The sequence below is a fragment of the Rhizobium sp. TAL182 genome (genome assembly GCF_002117725.1).
GTDB classification, from domain to species: Bacteria; Pseudomonadota; Alphaproteobacteria; order Rhizobiales; family Rhizobiaceae; genus Rhizobium; species Rhizobium esperanzae.
The window spans coordinates 52,136-66,712 of sequence record NZ_CP021029.1; the positions used below are offsets into that span (position 1 = coordinate 52,136).

16 protein-coding genes and 2 pseudogenes are annotated in these 14,577 nt (G+C 60.9%); 10 read left to right on the forward strand and 8 right to left on the reverse strand.

Going from position 1 to position 14,577, the window contains the following annotated elements; genetic code table 11:
* Positions 1–113: 113 nt before the first annotated feature.
* The 6 genes from Tal182_RS29295 (at position 114) to Tal182_RS29320 (ending at position 8,022) form a co-directional block, all read left to right on the forward strand.
* Positions 114–1,967, forward strand: coding sequence for an ABC transporter ATP-binding protein (locus Tal182_RS29295; protein WP_085861804.1), 1,854 nt, complete (start codon positions 114–116; stop codon positions 1,965–1,967).
* 82 nt (positions 1,968–2,049) lie between these two features.
* Entirely contained in the window at positions 2,050–3,054 is a 1,005-nt protein-coding gene (locus Tal182_RS29300; protein ID WP_064807301.1) for a LacI family DNA-binding transcriptional regulator, read from the forward strand.
* A gap of 36 nt (positions 3,055–3,090) precedes the next feature.
* Positions 3,091–4,383 carry a sugar ABC transporter substrate-binding protein gene (locus Tal182_RS29305; protein WP_085861805.1) on the forward strand — a complete coding sequence of 431 codons (1,293 nt, stop codon included), beginning with the start codon at positions 3,091–3,093 and terminating at the stop codon, positions 4,381–4,383.
* Between the two features lie 91 nt (positions 4,384–4,474).
* Entirely contained in the window at positions 4,475–5,416 is a 942-nt protein-coding gene (locus Tal182_RS29310; RefSeq protein WP_085861806.1) for a sugar ABC transporter permease, read from the forward strand.
* The gene (locus Tal182_RS29315) at positions 5,409–6,302 is read left to right on the forward strand and encodes a carbohydrate ABC transporter permease (RefSeq protein ID WP_085861807.1); all 894 of its coding nucleotides are present in this window, start codon (positions 5,409–5,411) and stop codon (positions 6,300–6,302) included. Before Tal182_RS29310 ends, Tal182_RS29315 begins: the two co-directional genes overlap by 8 nt.
* A gap of 4 nt (positions 6,303–6,306) precedes the next feature.
* On the forward strand, positions 6,307–8,022 hold the full coding sequence (locus Tal182_RS29320) for a GH32 C-terminal domain-containing protein (protein ID WP_085862109.1): 1,716 nt from the start codon (positions 6,307–6,309) through the stop codon (positions 8,020–8,022).
* A gap of 74 nt (positions 8,023–8,096) precedes the next feature.
* On the opposite strand, the gene Tal182_RS29325 is transcribed toward Tal182_RS29320, so the two are convergent.
* Positions 8,097–8,600 carry a ferritin-like domain-containing protein gene (locus Tal182_RS29325; protein WP_064807309.1) on the reverse strand — a complete coding sequence of 168 codons (504 nt, stop codon included), beginning with the start codon at positions 8,598–8,600 and terminating at the stop codon, positions 8,097–8,099.
* A gap of 284 nt (positions 8,601–8,884) precedes the next feature.
* On the opposite strand from Tal182_RS29325, the gene Tal182_RS29330 reads away from it, so the two are divergent.
* Positions 8,885–9,412, forward strand: a complete 528-nt coding sequence (locus Tal182_RS29330; protein ID WP_064807311.1) for a sigma-70 family RNA polymerase sigma factor — start codon at positions 8,885–8,887, stop codon at positions 9,410–9,412.
* Between the two features lie 127 nt (positions 9,413–9,539).
* Complete coding sequence (locus tag Tal182_RS29335; protein ID WP_085861808.1) at positions 9,540–10,862, forward strand: cytochrome P450; 1,323 nt, start codon at positions 9,540–9,542, stop codon at positions 10,860–10,862.
* A 49-nt stretch (positions 10,863–10,911) separates the two neighbouring features.
* Here the strand turns inward: Tal182_RS29335 and Tal182_RS32485 are convergent, their stop codons facing one another.
* The 4 genes from Tal182_RS32485 to Tal182_RS29345 all read right to left on the reverse strand — a co-directional run bounded on the left by Tal182_RS32485 (position 10,912) and on the right by Tal182_RS29345 (position 12,492).
* Positions 10,912–11,082 (reverse strand): hypothetical protein, encoded by a 171-nt coding sequence (locus Tal182_RS32485; protein ID WP_164517830.1) that lies wholly within the window; start codon positions 11,080–11,082, stop codon positions 10,912–10,914.
* Complete coding sequence (locus Tal182_RS32490; RefSeq protein WP_164517831.1) at positions 11,079–11,234, reverse strand: hypothetical protein; 156 nt, start codon at positions 11,232–11,234, stop codon at positions 11,079–11,081. The genes Tal182_RS32485 and Tal182_RS32490 overlap by 4 nt, the downstream gene beginning before the upstream one ends.
* A 68-nt stretch (positions 11,235–11,302) precedes the next feature.
* On the reverse strand, positions 11,303–11,947 hold the full coding sequence (locus Tal182_RS29340; protein ID WP_085861809.1) for an NrsF family protein: 645 nt from the start codon (positions 11,945–11,947) through the stop codon (positions 11,303–11,305).
* The gene (locus tag Tal182_RS29345) at positions 11,944–12,492 is read right to left on the reverse strand and encodes a sigma-70 family RNA polymerase sigma factor (protein WP_064807942.1); all 549 of its coding nucleotides are present in this window, start codon (positions 12,490–12,492) and stop codon (positions 11,944–11,946) included. The genes Tal182_RS29340 and Tal182_RS29345 overlap by 4 nt, the downstream gene beginning before the upstream one ends.
* Positions 12,493–12,606: 114 nt before the next feature.
* On the opposite strand from Tal182_RS29345, the pseudogene Tal182_RS32035 reads away from it, so the two are divergent.
* Positions 12,607–12,687 (forward strand): annotated as a pseudogene (locus Tal182_RS32035) (molybdopterin-binding protein); the annotation flags it as partial.
* Between the two features lie 13 nt (positions 12,688–12,700).
* Here the strand turns inward: Tal182_RS32035 and Tal182_RS29350 are convergent.
* Entirely contained in the window at positions 12,701–13,414 is a 714-nt protein-coding gene (locus Tal182_RS29350) for a Crp/Fnr family transcriptional regulator (protein ID WP_085861810.1), read from the reverse strand.
* A gap of 149 nt (positions 13,415–13,563) precedes the next feature.
* Here Tal182_RS29350 and Tal182_RS33050 point away from each other — a divergent pair.
* Positions 13,564–13,700: pseudogene (locus tag Tal182_RS33050) on the forward strand (Crp/Fnr family transcriptional regulator); the annotation flags it as partial.
* A 113-nt stretch (positions 13,701–13,813) separates the two neighbouring features.
* Here Tal182_RS33050 and Tal182_RS29360 read toward each other — a convergent pair.
* Together Tal182_RS29360 and Tal182_RS29365 are read right to left on the reverse strand one after the other, a co-directional pair.
* Positions 13,814–13,996: a hypothetical protein gene (locus Tal182_RS29360; RefSeq protein WP_064807321.1), complete on the reverse strand. Its 183-nt coding sequence runs from the start codon at positions 13,994–13,996 to the stop codon at positions 13,814–13,816.
* Positions 13,993–14,295: a hypothetical protein gene (locus Tal182_RS29365; RefSeq protein WP_064812383.1), complete on the reverse strand. Its 303-nt coding sequence runs from the start codon at positions 14,293–14,295 to the stop codon at positions 13,993–13,995. The genes Tal182_RS29360 and Tal182_RS29365 overlap by 4 nt, the downstream gene beginning before the upstream one ends.
* Positions 14,296–14,577 lie beyond the last annotated feature (282 nt).

Sequence of the window (14,577 nt, forward strand, 5' to 3'; positions counted from 1 at the left end):
CTCCCAAACATTCACCAAAATTCTAGTTGAGATTGCAGCCGCAAGGTGATCCTATCCTCCGCCTGCGTAGTCTTGAGTCCCTCGCCCTTATCCAACATTTGACCGAGCGGCCCATGTCGATTTCAGATGCGATCTATCGTCCCTTCGAGACCCTGATCCGGCCGCTCGACATTCCTTATCGGCCGCTGCCGTCGAAAGGGCCGGTGACGGTGCTGTTGCATTTCATCTCGATGTTTCGCGGCGTGCTGATTGCACTGGCGCTTTGCTCCATGGTGTTCGAGGTGATCAACCTGACGATCGTCTGGGGGCTTTCGGTCATCGTCGACGGCGTGACGCAGCAGGGTGCTGCCGTCTTCCTGCGCAGCGAATGGCTGCTGCTGAGCGTTCTCGGCTTTCTGATCTTTCCGGTGATGCCGATTGTATCCTTCGTGCTCAATACGCTGAACTCGCATACATTGGGCATCGCCATGCCGGCCGCCATTCAGTGGCAGGGGCACAAGGCGGTGGAGCGGCAGGATCTTGCCTTTTTCCATGATCTCTATGCCGGCCAGGTTTCCTCGCGGCTGCAGCAGGTCTCCTCCGCCGTCCAGCAGCAAATTCTCGCCGGCTTCCAGTCCATTCCGCGCTTCCTGATGCAGCTGATGGGCTCGGTGATTTTGCTCAGCGCGCTCGCCTGGCAGCTTGCTTTGCCCGTCGTCGTCTGGATCGTGCTCAACGTCGCCTTCACCGCGAGGATCGTGCCGATCTTCGTCGAGCGCTCGCGCCGCACCGCCAAGCAGCGCAGCCTGGTCGCCGGCGCCATCACCGATCTCTACACTAACATGCAGATGATCAAGCAGTTCGCGGGCGAAGACAGCGAAGCAGGCGCGATCCGCCGCATCATCGGAAAGGCCGTGCAGACGCAGCACGCCGAGCAGCGCATCTACCGCTCGTCGGAAGTGACCGTCGTCATCCTCAATACGCTGTTGTGGCTGACCATGCTGGCGATCGGATTTTCCGGCCTCGTCAAAGGCTTCCTCACCGTCGGAGAATTCGTCGGCGCAGTCTATATCCTCAATCGGCTGTCGACGCAGATCTTCGTCTTCATGCAAATGGGCCAGCAGATCTTCCAGGCGATCGGCACGATCAAGGACGCCATGCCCGTCATGACGACGCCGCCCACCATCACCGACCGGCCGGATGCGGCCGAACTCACGGTGCAACAGGGCGAGATCCGTTTTGAAAAGGTGCGTTTCGCCTACAAGTCCGGCAAAGCAATCATCGACAACCTGTCGCTGACGGTGCAGCCCGGCGAGAAGGTGGGTCTGGTCGGCCTCTCCGGCGCCGGCAAGACGACGCTCGCAAACCTGCTCCTGCGCTTCTATGACATCAAGGAGGGCGCAATCCTGATCGACGGGCAGGATATCCGCGCGGTGACGCAGGCAAGCCTTCGCCGCGCGATCGGCGTCATCGCCCAGGATGTCGCGCTGCTGCACCGTTCGGTCGGCGACAATATCCGCTACGGCCGGCCGGTGGCGAGGCAGGAAGAGATCGAAAGGGTGACGAAGATGGCAAGCGCCGATGCCTTCATCGCCGATCTCACAGACAGCGAAGGTCGCAAGGGTTACGCGGCTTTCGTCGGCGATCGCGGCATCAAACTGTCAGGCGGCCAGCGCCAGCGTGTCGCGATCGCCCGCGTGCTGTTGAAGGACGCGCCGATCCTGGTCCTCGACGAGGCGACCTCCGCGCTCGACAGCGAATCCGAAGCCGCCATCCAGGAAAGGCTGAACCTCGTCATGGAGGGAAAGACGGTGATTGCCATCGCCCACCGCCTCTCGACGATCGCCAGGATGGACAGGATCGTCGTGCTCGATCACGGACGCATCGTAGAAGAAGGCCGGCCGGAAGAACTGGTCGAACGGGATGGGCTGTTTGCCCGGCTCTGGAGGCGCCAGACCGGCGGCTTCATCCCTGAGGAGATCGATTGAGCGGGGCAGGGAACTGTCATCGCTTGACTCATCGGAAAGGGATTGATACCGATGTGGGTAATCGATAACCCAAAGCGAACCCGTGACTGCTTCACTCAACGACATAGCCGCCCGTGCAGGCGTTTCCGTCAAGACCGTGTCAGGCGCTCTGCATGGCGGTTCGGCGCGCATGTCTGAGGAAACGCGCCGGCGGATCAAGGAGATCGCCGAGGAACTCGGCTATGTCACCAACTTTGCGGCTCGCAGCATGCGGCAGGGCTGGATGCCGCTTGTCGGCCTCGTCGCCGATGACCTGATCACCTCGCCTTTCGCGACGGAGATCATCAGGGGGCTCGACGGGGCCGTGCGTGCTTCCGACATGGCCGTCTTCGCCATGACGCTCGGCGGCCATCGCAGCGTGGGATCGATCCTCGATGAGATGCGACGCTTTCGCCCGCGCGCGATCGCCTACGCTGCCATGTATCATAAGAGCGTCGACCTGCCGCCCGAGTTTGCCGATACCGTCGGGGTGATGATCAACTGCCGGGACGCCAATGATCGAGTGACGTCTCTCGTGCCGGATGAAACCGGCGCGGCGATCGAGATTACCAGCTACCTGCTCGACGCAGGGCGCCGCAATATCGCATTCATCAACCTGCCGGGACTGCTCGCCGGCGAACTGCGTGAACTGGGTTTCCGGCAGGCGCTCGATCACGCCGGCATTGACGGGGCAGGGGCTGTCGTACTTCCCGCTGTCAGCAAGGCGATCTATAGCGATCGGGCGCATAGCCTCGTGCCCACACATATACATGATCTCATCAACAGCCCGCGGCGTCCCGATGCCATCCTGTGCGGCAACGATCGTGTGGCCATGGAAGTCTACGCCGCGCTGCGCCGATGCGGGGCGACCATTCCCGATGACGTCGCGGTCGCGAGCTTCGACAATCAGGTCGAGATCGCCTCCCGCCTCGATCCGCCGCTGACAACCATGGCGCTGCCGCACCGCGCCATGGGCCGCCAGGCCGCGCAAATCCTGCTTGCCGACCACCGATCCCCGGCCGGGGTGCAGAAACTGCCGTTCCAGTTGGTGGAGCGGGCATCCGTGTAAATTGAGGAAGGCCCATTCAATTGAGGAGGAATTCTAATGGGTAAACGTTTACTTTGGTCTTTTGTTTTGTCGTCGGCACTGGCCGCCACATGGGCTGACGCAGCCGAAAAGACTGCCATTCAGGTCATGCATCAGGGCGATCCCGGTTTTGTCGCCGCCTATGGTAAGGTGGCCGAGCGCTTCGAGGCCGCCAATCCCGATGTCGATGTCCAGTTCATCTATGCGCCGCACGATGCCTATAACGAGAAGTTCAGCGCGGCCGTCATGGCCAAGCAACTGCCCGACGTCATGGAGCTCGATGCGCCGTTCCTCGCCAATTATGTCTGGTCGGGTTATCTGCAGCCGATCAAGCCGCTGATCGACAAAGATCTCCTCGACGACATGACGGAGTCCAACATCGCTCAAGGCACATACCCGATCGACAAGGATCTCTATGCGATCGGCCTGACGGACTCTTCCGTCGTCCTTTACGGCAACAAGAAATATCTCGAAGCGATCGGCGCCCGCATCCCGAAATTCGTCGACGATGCCTGGACGCGAGAGGAGTTCGAAAGCTACCTCGAGAAGCTTTCGAAGCTCGACGGCGTGAAGTGGCCGATCGACACCTTTCGCGGCTATGGCATCAAGACCGAATGGATCACCTATGCCTATGGGCCGATCCTGCAATCGGCAGGTTGCGACCTGATCGACCGCAAAGCCTGGAAATCCGAGGGAACGCTCGACAGCGACGCCTGCGTCGATGCCCTCGCCATGATGCAGAAATGGGTCAAGAACGGCTGGGTCGTGCCGCAGTCGGCCGGCACCAACCAGTTCTTCGCCGAAGGCAATCCGGCCGCACTGGCGCTCGGCGGACACTGGGTCTATGCGGAGGCTGTGGCCACCATGAAGGACAACATCGTCGTCCTGCCGCTTCCCAAGTTCGGCGCAAAGGGCGCGAGCCCGAACGGCACCTGGATCTGGGCGATCACCACGACCTCAAAGCATCCCGATATCGCGGCCAAGTTCATCAGCTTCCTGCTGAAGGACAAGGAGTATCGGGCCTATGTCGCAAGCCAGTCCGGCTATCCCGGCTTGAAGAGCTTCGCGGCCGAATCTCCGCTCTATGCAAACGGCGGCCCTATGGCGATCGCCTTCGAGCAGGCGTCGAAGACGGCCGTTGCCCGCCCGCCGCATCCAGCCTATCCCACCATCACGTCGGCCTTCATGCAGGCTATCGACGAGGCCTTCAATGGGGGCGATCCCAAGGAGGCGCTCACAACAGCCGCCAAGAAGATCGACCAGGATATCGAGGACAACGACGGATATCCGCCGTTCGGTGATCAGGAATAACAGCCAACGGCGCCGGTCGGTCGAAGCCTTGCGACGTGTCGCCATGTTGCAAGGCGGGACCGGCACTTGAGGCCTGGAGAGGAGGAATGCGATGGTCATGCAACAATCGACATTGCCGTCGACAATAGTGCGAAAGTCTCCGGCGTGCCGGCATGACACGGGACGACTGATGCAGGAAGCGGCGATGCTCGCGCCGGCCGTGATTCTTTTGACTGTCTTTCTGATCGTGCCGTTCTTCCTGTCCTTCTGGACGGCGATGACCAACCAGCCTCTGGTGCCGCGGCCGACGCCCGTCCGGTTCGTCTGGTTCAACAATTTCATCCGCATCTTCCAGGACGATCTTTTCTGGACTGCCCTCTGGAACGTCTCGCGCTTCACCTTCTGGATCATTCCAGCCCAGTGTGGCCTGGCTTTCGCAACGGCCCTGCTGCTGCATCAGAAGCTGCCGTTCCGCAATCTGCTGCGCGGCATGTTCTTCCTACCGGCGATCACGTCGATGGTCGTGGTCTGCGTCATCTGGGGCACCCTGTTCCAATATCCGACGGGACCGTTCAACCAGATCCTCGGCTTCATTTCCGGTGGCGCGATCCAGCCGATCGATTGGCTCGGCGATCCCGAATGGGCGATGTTCTCGCTCGTCGTGCTCTCGGCCTGGCAGGCCTATGGTTTCCAGATGATCGTCTATCTCGCGGGTCTGCAGGGCATTCCCGACGAACTCTACGATGCCGCCAAGATCGACGGCGCGAATGCTTTCCGGCGCTTCTGGCATGTGACGATGCCGGGCCTTCGGCCGACGCATGTCTTCGTCCTGGTGATCACCACCATCCAGGCGTTCAAGCTCTATACCCAGGTCGCCATCCTCACGCAGGGCGGGCCGAAAAGCAGCACCGAGACGGTTGTGCATTACATGGTCCGCGCCGGCTTCGAGGAACAGAAGATGGGTTATGCCTCGGCCGTGTCCGTCATCCTGTTCGTCATCGTTCTCATCATCGCGCTGATCCAGCGCCAGCTCCTGAGGCGCTTCGATGTCTGATATCGCTCTCTCGATCCCAAAGGTCCGCGCGGCGCGACCTCGTTCCGCCGCAAGGGTTTTACGCGTCGTTCAGACGGTTTCCATCTTCATCATTGCCTTGGTGATCGTCTCCCCGTTGCTGCTTCTGGTCGTGGCGAGCCTCAAGGACGACCGGTTCCAGATCCTTGCCGACATGGGCAGCTTCCGGGCCTTCTGGGTTTCGAACCCGACGCTCTCCAACTATGCGGAGGTCGGCCACCTCTCGGGCGAACTCGCCTTCGGCCGTTACCTCGTCAACTCGCTGATCATTTTGGTCACCACGGTCTGCTCCGGCCTGATCGTCAATTCGATGGCCGGCTTCGTCCTGGCCTGGGGATCGCTCCGGGGCCGGGCGGTCATCCTGTCGGTGGTGATCGCGCTCTATGTGATCCCGCAGGAAAGCATCATCATGCCCCTCGTGATCATGGTTTCCAGGGCGGGAATGTCCGACACCTTCGCGGTGCAAATCGTGCCTTGGGTCGCGAGCCCTCTCTACATCTTCCTGTTCTACCAGTTCTTCACGCAGCTGCCGAAGGAACTGCTGGAAGCCGCCGAGATGGACGGCGCTTCCTTTTTTCGGGCCTACCGCTCCATTTTCCTGCCGCTCAGCCTACCCGCCCTTGCCACCGTATCGATCCTGATGGGCATCGAGACCTGGAACCAGTATCTCTGGCCGATCCTGGTGACGCAGACGGATTATGCCCGGCCGATCGCCGTCGCCATTGCCACTTTCTTCGGGCAGGACAGCATCTATTGGGATCGCGCAATGGCCGCCTCCGTTTTGATGATGATCCCGATCCTGGGGCTCTACCTCGTTTTCCAGCGCTGGTTCGTGAGTTCCTTTATCGGCTCTGCCGTGAAAGGTTGAATTGATGACAAGCCAAGCGATGTCTCCATCCGATGAAGGCGGGCTGGAGACGATCAGCGCCGTCCTGCCGGCAGGGAGCACGATCCATGCCTGGATAAAGGCTTCGCATGGCGCCGCCGCCCCGGGAAGGCTGACCGCACATGTCGACGGCGATCAGGCCGGTGCCGTCGAAACATCAAATCCACATGAATTCGAGTTTCGCCTGCTGACGCTGGAGCGCGGCGGAGAAACCGCCTTCTCCTACGATCCCGCTACGACCGACGTCTCGGTCCTCTATGCCTTCCGTCAGCCCTGCGTTCTCGAAGAGGGCGTCCGGCTGCTGCATGTCAGGCCGTCCAATGCCGCGCCCGAGATTCCCGGCGGCTATCATTTCCGCCCGCCTTTCGGCTGGATGAACGATCCCAACGGGTTTGGAAGATTCGGCGGCAGGGTGCACCTGTTCTACCAGCACTATCCGCATAAGCTTCGGTGGAACAACATGCATTGGGGGCATGCGGTCTCGGACGATTACCTCCGCTGGACGCATCTTCCGATCTTTCTTCCGCCTTCGGATGCCCTCGCCGCGCGGGCCGATGGGCGCGGCGGCGCATTTTCCGGCTCGGCGATCCCCCTCGATGGCGCCGGAATTCGCATCTTTTTCACCGAGCATATGAAGGACCGGCAGCCAGAGGAGCAAATTCAGTTCACCGCAACCAGCGGCGATCTCGTCAACGTCGAACCGGCAAACCTGATCCTGCCCGCGCGTCCTGAGGGGCTCGGCCTGACGACTGACTTCCGCGATCCCTATGTCTTTATGGGCCCCGACGACAAATGGAAGATGCTGCTCGGCACGCGGGACCGCGAGGGCGGCATCATCCTGCTTTACGAAACGGACGATCCGGGCGCGGCGACGGGATGGACCTTCCTCGGCATGCTTCACCGCGAGAACCGCTTCGGGATGACGGCGGCGGAGTGCCCTTGCCTGGTGCCTCTCGATGATCCCGCGAACGATCCGTCGACGCGATGGGCCCTGATCTTCGGTCTTCTCACCAGCCGCGACCCGGCAACGGGCCGGCGCAATATCACTCTTGCCACCATCGGCCGCTTCGATGGTCACAGCTTCTCTGTGGAGTTCGAGCAGGAGCTGGACTTCGGCACCGATGCCTACGCGTTCCAGGCCTTCGTCGACGAGACCGGTCCGGTTGGCATCGCATGGCTCGCGAACTGGACGGATGTTTCAAAGGAAGTCGACATGCCGACGGCGATGACACTGCCGCGGCGGCTGGCATTGCGCGGCGGCGCGCTGACCACGCCACCGATCGCCGATGTCGAAAGTCTGCGGCAGCGCCCATTGGATGCTCAGGGCCTTCTGGACGGCCATCCGGTCGACCTTGCCAACGGCTCTGTCGAGATCCTCCTCACGCTCAAGGAAGCGGGCAATGCCTTCCATCTCGCGTTCGAATATCCCGACGCGACGGTGGCGGTTCAGTTGAATGACAACGGACTGAGCATTCTCTTTTCGGTAGCGAGCGCCAAGACGTCGCCCCGTTACATCGCCGCCGGCGCACGCCCGTCAACTATCCGCATATTCCTCGACGCAGGTTCCATCGAGGTCTTCGGTGATGACGGCCGCTGGACGGGAACCAAGCGGCTGCCGGGGTTCAAGGGGATAAACTCCATGCGTCTCGCCGCGCCGGAGGGACATGTGCTCACCGCCGAAATCTGGCAGCTTGGTCTCTGATCACAGGGAGCCCGGGCAAAAGCACGGCCGCCGAGGCGGCGGCCGTTGCGAAGGAGCATAGCGCACAGAGCGGCTTAGGCCGCCTTGCCCTTGCCCTTGATGTTGGCTGAAGACTCCGCGAGCCGCGTGAGCTTCTTGTCGGTTGCCTCTTCTTCGGCCAGTGTAGCCTGCAGCAGCGGCACGGCATCCTTGAGGCCGAGCTGTTTTGCCCATGCGATCAACGTGCCGTAGCGGGCGATCTCATAATGCTCGACGGATTGGGCGGACGAAATCAGGCCGGCATCCAGGGCAACGGTGCCCTTGAATTCGTCCATGATCTCCTCGGCTTCGGCGATAATGCCCTGGATGGCCTCGCAGGTCTTGCCGCGTGCCGGTTTGCCGATCATTTCGAAAACCTGTTCGAGGCGTTCGACCTGCGCCTGGGTCTCGTCGCGATGCTGCAGAAAACCGGCCTTGCCCTCTTCCGATTGCGCGGCGCGGGCCATCTTCGGCAGAGCCTTCAGGATCTGCTTTTCGGCGTAATAGATGTCCTTGAGAGTATCGAGAAACAGGTCGTTCAGAGTCTTCTCGGTTGCCATTTAGTCCTCCTATGGCGTGTCGTGACGACAATCAACTCTCGCATCGGTCGGATGTTCCGATCGGAAATATGACGCCCCCTCGGCTGGCGGCGCCACCTCTATCCAGCCAAGGAGAAGAGACCGCTCGACAGCATCGAGACGGCGATCACCGAACGATTGCGAGACGCCGTTGTTCCCACTCTCCAGCCGACGAGCAACTGCCATCTAAGCTGAGACTTTTGTCCGGTATCGTACGGCAACGAATAGGGAGCCAGCGACTTTCCTTCTCATCCCAGGAGAGAAAAATGGCTTCCCCGTCTTCAGTACGTCCCGCGTCGCATTGTAAAGAAAAGTCCGCACTCGAGCGCGAGATCGTCGAACTGACGCCGGCATTGCGCGCCTTTGCCCGAAGGTTCCTGCGCAGCGATGATGACATCGATGACCTCGTTCAGGAAACCTTGCTGAAGGCGCTGAATTCGCTTCATCTCTACCAACCCGGCACCTCGCTCAAATCCTGGCTTTTCACCATCCTGCGAAATACGTTTTGCACCAATTACCGCCGGCAGAAACGCGAGCCGGCTGGAATGGACGCGGCGATGGAACAGGTGGCGATCGCCCCAACCCAGGAATGGGTGCTGCGCGAGCACGAATTGCAGCGGGCATTGACGCGTCTTTCCGACGACAGGCGCCGGGCTCTGACATTGGTGGCTGCCGGAACGAGCTATGAGGACGCCGCCAAAATGTGCGGGTGCCGGATCGGCACCTTGAAAAGCCGCGTGAGTCGCGCCCGCGAGTGCCTGATTGCGATGCTCGGAAACCATCTCGTCGATTGAGCGCCCTGCGCCGGTCCGCTTCGCCTCGAGCGGAACAAACGGTCGTGGTCCTGGTTCCAAACCCATATCGATAGGATCGGCCGATCGAACCGATATGGGCCAACCGCCGGGCCCAGGCTGAAGAGTCATGAACGCGCGAAGCCACGCCATCTTTCCCAGAGTTAACCGCGCCGGATGGTTCGATACGCTTCGCGTGTTGACGGCGGTCGTGACCCCGACGGTTGCCAAGGGCATCATCATTCGCCGCCCGACAATGGAGCGTCTGGCGGAGCGGCAGCGCTTCGACACAAACGCCGTGAAACAGATGCAGCGGCTGAAACACAAGTACGGGCCGGCGCCTCTTCTGCTGCCGATCCCATTGCGACCACAGCTGCTGATCCTCGATCCGGCCGATGTCGCCACGGTGCTTCAATCTTCGCCCGAACCGTTTGCCGCGGCGACGGCGGAAAAGCATGCGGCCCTTGTTCACTTCGAGCCGGAGAACGTGCTTATCTCATCGGGCTCTCGGCGGGCCGAGCTTCGGCCGGCCCATGAGCACGCCTTGGCAACCGCAGACCGGCTGCATCCATTTACGGTGCATTTCAAGAACATCGTCGACGCCGAATTTCTGCAGCTCCTGAACCTACCCCGTGAGCTCGATTGGCCGGCCTTTTCGCAGGCCTGGTTCCGGATCGTCCGGCGAGTCGTCCTCGGCGAACGAGCGCGCAACGACGTCACATTGACCGAGACCTTGAACGAACTTCGAGGGAGGGCCAACTGGGCATTTGCCGCCCCGGTCGATCAGCACAAGCTTGCCCAGTTTCATGAGCAGGTCGGCCGCTATCTGAGGGACCCGGAAAAGCACAGTCTTGTCAACCGGTTTCCGAGAGGCGATGAGCTTGCTCCGGAAAACCAGGTGGCCCAGTGGCTGTTCGCCTTCGATGCAGCCGGAATTGCCGTTATGAGGACGCTCGCCTTGCTGGCCTGCCATGTGAGCTACTGGGGCAAAGCCGTGGAAGAGGCCATGGGCGGGAATCTCGATCGGCCCTTCACACGCAGTTGTCTGCTGGAGGTCTTGCGTCTCTGGCCGACGACGCCCGCCATCCTCAGGCAGCTGACCAAGGATATCCAGTCAGGCGACAGGGTCATCGCCCGCGGCACAGGCGTCATCATCTTCGTCCCCTTCTTCCATCGAGACCCTGCGCTCCTCTATGCCAATCGGATGGAACCGAGCATCTGGGGACAGAACGACGCGTTGCCGGCCGCCGGGCTCGTGCCCTTCAGCGCCGGTCCCGTCATTTGCCCGGCACATAATCTCGTGCCGGCGATTGCAAGCCTTGCCGTGGGCACGTTTTTGTCGGCCGCCGATATTGTGCTGCTGCACCCGTCTTTAACCGTCGCCAACCTGCCTGGCACCCTCAATCACTTCGACATTCGGCTAAGGCTGACTGCACGACGCAGGGAGAAATAGATGACCCTCAATTGCGGCCGCAAGGATGCACCGCCCAATCCTCGCCGGCTCACAGCCTTTGCATCACGCCGTAGAAGAGGATCGAGACGTAAAGCAGAAAGGCGACAGCGACCGTCGTCGCGATCACGGCAATGACCAGCCACAGGGTTTTCAGGCCGTTCGGCTGCCGTTCGGCGCTCGGCCGGTGCAACCGGATCGGGTCGACGTTCGGCCATTTCATGAAGGGTCGGCTTCCCTTGAAAATTGGATGGACTGATCGCTTCTGCTGGTCGAGTTCCATGAGAGCGTAGCGCCGAATACGATCACGAGCCCGACCAGCAGGATGGCTCCTAAATAGATCATAAAAGCGCGACGATCCGATTCGTGGTTCATCTTCCTCTCCTTCGACCCTCGAACCAGGCGAAAGCCGGAATGTTCCGGATCAACGAATCGAGAGGGGGCTACCAGCGCAGCAGGCGAGGTCCGGTCACGGCGCCGACAGCACCGATGAGCAGGATGCCGAGCGTATACCAGATCAACACGAAAGGCATGCCGTTTTCGGTGCAGAACCAGGAATAAACCCAGGCGCCGGCTCCTCCCGCGGCAATGCCGGCGACGAAGCCGGTCAGCCGCAGATCCACCGGCGCCGCGCGGCGCAGTGCCCACACCGTGCCGGCATAGACCGGGATCGCAAAGCCTGCGATGAGCGGCGGGCAATGCAGCGCCGAGGAGCCGAGGATCAGCAATCGATAGCTCTCGCTCGGCGCCGTCAGGAGTTGGATGGCCGCGACGGCCGCCATCGCGGCGAAGATCAAGGCAAGCAAACCGAAAAAGCGTCCCTCGGAACCGTCGGGTCGGGAAAGCCGAAAAACCGCGGCAAAGGCGGCCGCCGCAATCAGGGCGTTATAGGCCGATTTGATCCAGAAGACCGGCAGCGTCAGCACGTCTGAGATATCGACCCGGGGACCAAGAATGATCAGCATCAGCAGCAGAGAGAGTCCGAGAGCCGGCAGTATGCCGAGCGCAAAGCGACGCCATAGCGCGTTGCGCGGCACCGGTTTCAGGTCGCTTGCCAATCGTTCGATGATATCGTCCGTCTTTGTCACGATGTGCCTCGCAATCTCTCTCCAAGCGCCTTGAGCGCCCGATGGATGCTGACTTTCACCGCCGATTCGGACTGGCCGGTGCGGGTTGCGGTGTCGGCGACGGAGCTGCCCTCGAGCTTCACCTGCCGGATCAGTTCCTGCTGTCTCGGCGGCAAGCCGTCGAGCAACCGCTCGACATCCATGCGGGCAGTCAGCCTATCCTCGCTGAAGTCGCTTTCGATCTCGTCATCAAGCTCGGTCTCAGCCAGCCTGCGTCCGCCACGGCCGCGGTGATGGTCTATCAGCTTGTAGCGGGCGATCGAGAAAAACCAGGCGGTAAAAGGTCTGTTCCGGTCGTAGGTGGATCGCCGGGAATGCAGTGCCAGCAAAGTCTCCTGGACCAGATCTTCCATGTCCGCTCTCGTCGCCGCAGCCATCCTGCGGCTGTAATAGCCGACAAGCAGCACGCGCAAAGCCGTCAGCAAACGCCGATAGGCAGCCTCGTCCCCGTCAAGGGACAGAAGCATCAATGCTTTCAGGGCTTCTTCCGAATGGGCGGTGGTCATGCTGTCAAAGAGCTCATTCGCAAAAGCAGCCAATCGGTTACAGCGAAAACCAAAGATTTTTGCACGACAGCTCTATCACATGCACGTGAAACTGTAACGCATTGCGACGTGCCGCTGAAAGCGAGGCAGTCGAGCACGCAGATCACCCGACACGCTTGCGTCCAAGGCTGGAGTGCCACCGGCAAGTGGACGGGCTGCGATGGTGATTTTAACGCGTGGATTTTCTGAGAGGTCCGATCAGCCGCTCATATTCCTCCTCCGCCTTGCCGTAGGCATCGGAGGCGAAATCCTCCAGGCCGGCGCGATCCCTGACGATCACCAGGCCGCGGACAGAGCGGATGAACCGGTTTCCCTCGAGGACATGCAGCGCCGTGGTGACGCTCGGCCGCCGCACCGCCAGCATCAAGGCGATGAAATCATGCGTCAGGGCGAGCTCATTTCCGTCGATCCTGTCGTGGCACATCAAAATCCAGCGTGCCAGCCGTTCATCGATCGCATGAACGGCGTTGGAGAGTGCGGTGAATCCGGCCTGGATCGCGAGAACATGCAGACTTTTGTGGAGCAGGTTGGCAAACATCGGCTGCGTCTGCATCAGATCGAGCAGCCTGCCTTGTGGCAGGCGGTAGGCAGAGCCCGGCACCTGGACTGCAACTTCCAGGATACTGACAGGCGCTTCTATCGCCGCCGCCGTTGGTGCAAATCCATCCCGACCGAACAAACCTGCTTCGACCCGATTGCCTTCCGGGGAGATATTGATCACCGATCCTATCCCCGAACAGGGAAAATAGGCATGCTCGATCGTCGCACCGGCCTCGACGATGATGAAACCGCGGGGGATGTCGCAGGGCTCGAGATGTGCGACAACGGCCGAATACTCGTTCTCCGGCAGGAGCGCGAGCAGACGATTCTCCTTGGGTCGCATGTGCGTTTCTGCCAATTCTCGATCTCCCGCGTGCGCGGGGGCCAGGCCCCGCGTATCAGACCGCGCTTGCCTCCTTATTTACACAAAGCCTAACTGGAATGCTTCGTCGCGGTTCCCTCGAGCGTGCGAGAGTGCCGGAGGCCTCGCAGGGCTTAGGGCTGATCCGGTCCACGCGGCGCCAGATCGTCATCCTCAACCGGCGGGGATTGATCGAAGAGGCGCATGGACCTACGGCGCTGCCGAGGAGGAATATCGGCGGCTGATCGGCAAGGAACTCGCACGCTGACGAGATCGCCGTGCGTCCTTTCGGATGCACAAAGGACGCTCTGACACTCTGAATCTACCCATCGTGGATCAGATTCTAGGCCCAGAGTGTTTTCCAGCCAAGTCGGCGGTGGATCAGCCTGATCCTGGCGTGATGCTCTGCTCGTCCTTCTCGGACAGCGAGCCGGCGCCGGGCGTTTTGCTTTCGTCTATGAGATGATCCTTGGCGTGAGGACCGGCGGGCGGGTTTTTCCTCGCATCGGCGGTTTCCTTTTCGGTTCCTTCGACGTCGGCTCGCGCTTTTTCACCGTCATTCATGAGCTGGTCCTCGTCAGGTTGAGGTGGCCGACCGGCCTTTTCGACCTCGGCCCGGCCGTGACCGCAGCAGTTGGCGAGAGCGCCTTTTTCGCCGAGGCCAGGCGGCCGACCGACAACAGCTTGTCCTCGTCAGTCAAACCGTGCCGATAAAGGCGGATGAGCAACGCCGCAACTTCCTGCATGTCAGGTGAGCGCATGGGTTTATCGACCTCGCGGCAGATCTCATTCAATACGGTTTGCAGACGCTGGAGATCGGCTGAATCGAGCGCTTTCAGATGGATGGACTGAGAATCGAGCATGACCCTGGTCCCGAAGCTTTTCACCGTGCGTTTTGAAATAATGGGACTCAATTGGGGCCGAAACAACTCTTCGTCCCTAATTGTACGGAACTGAACAATTCGCCGTATCGCGTTACATCGGCCCGAAAATCGGAATCGATTTCGGCAAGTCCGATGCGTAGATTTAAAGAGTGAGACGTCCTTTGTGCATCCGAACGGACGCACGGCGCTCTAGAGCTTTTCCGGGTTAGATTGAAGCATTCTGTTGGCTCAAACGGAGTCGGATGGTCGACCGGCCGGCGC

Coding starts and splice junctions, on each gene's coding strand:
- Tal182_RS29295 (WP_085861804.1), top strand. CDS start 114: ATGTCGATTTCAGATGCGATCTATCGTCCCTTCGAGACCCTGATCCGG.
- Tal182_RS29305 (WP_085861805.1), top strand. CDS start 3,091: ATGGGTAAACGTTTACTTTGGTCTTTTGTTTTGTCGTCGGCACTGGCC.
- Tal182_RS29310 (WP_085861806.1), top strand. CDS start 4,475: ATGGTCATGCAACAATCGACATTGCCGTCGACAATAGTGCGAAAGTCT.
- Tal182_RS29315 (WP_085861807.1), top strand. CDS start 5,409: ATGTCTGATATCGCTCTCTCGATCCCAAAGGTCCGCGCGGCGCGACCT.
- Tal182_RS29320 (WP_085862109.1), top strand. CDS start 6,307: ATGACAAGCCAAGCGATGTCTCCATCCGATGAAGGCGGGCTGGAGACG.
- Tal182_RS29325 (WP_064807309.1), bottom strand. CDS start 8,600: ATGGCAACCGAGAAGACTCTGAACGACCTGTTTCTCGATACTCTCAAG.
- Tal182_RS29330 (WP_064807311.1), top strand. CDS start 8,885: ATGGCTTCCCCGTCTTCAGTACGTCCCGCGTCGCATTGTAAAGAAAAG.
- Tal182_RS29335 (WP_085861808.1), top strand. CDS start 9,540: ATGAACGCGCGAAGCCACGCCATCTTTCCCAGAGTTAACCGCGCCGGA.
- Tal182_RS32485 (WP_164517830.1), bottom strand. CDS start 11,082: ATGAAATGGCCGAACGTCGACCCGATCCGGTTGCACCGGCCGAGCGCC.
- Tal182_RS32490 (WP_164517831.1), bottom strand. CDS start 11,234: ATGAACCACGAATCGGATCGTCGCGCTTTTATGATCTATTTAGGAGCC.
- Tal182_RS29345 (WP_064807942.1), bottom strand. CDS start 12,492: ATGACCACCGCCCATTCGGAAGAAGCCCTGAAAGCATTGATGCTTCTG.
- Tal182_RS29350 (WP_085861810.1), bottom strand. CDS start 13,414: ATGCGACCCAAGGAGAATCGTCTGCTCGCGCTCCTGCCGGAGAACGAG.
- Tal182_RS29360 (WP_064807321.1), bottom strand. CDS start 13,996: ATGAATGACGGTGAAAAAGCGCGAGCCGACGTCGAAGGAACCGAAAAG.
- Tal182_RS29365 (WP_064812383.1), bottom strand. CDS start 14,295: ATGCTCGATTCTCAGTCCATCCATCTGAAAGCGCTCGATTCAGCCGAT.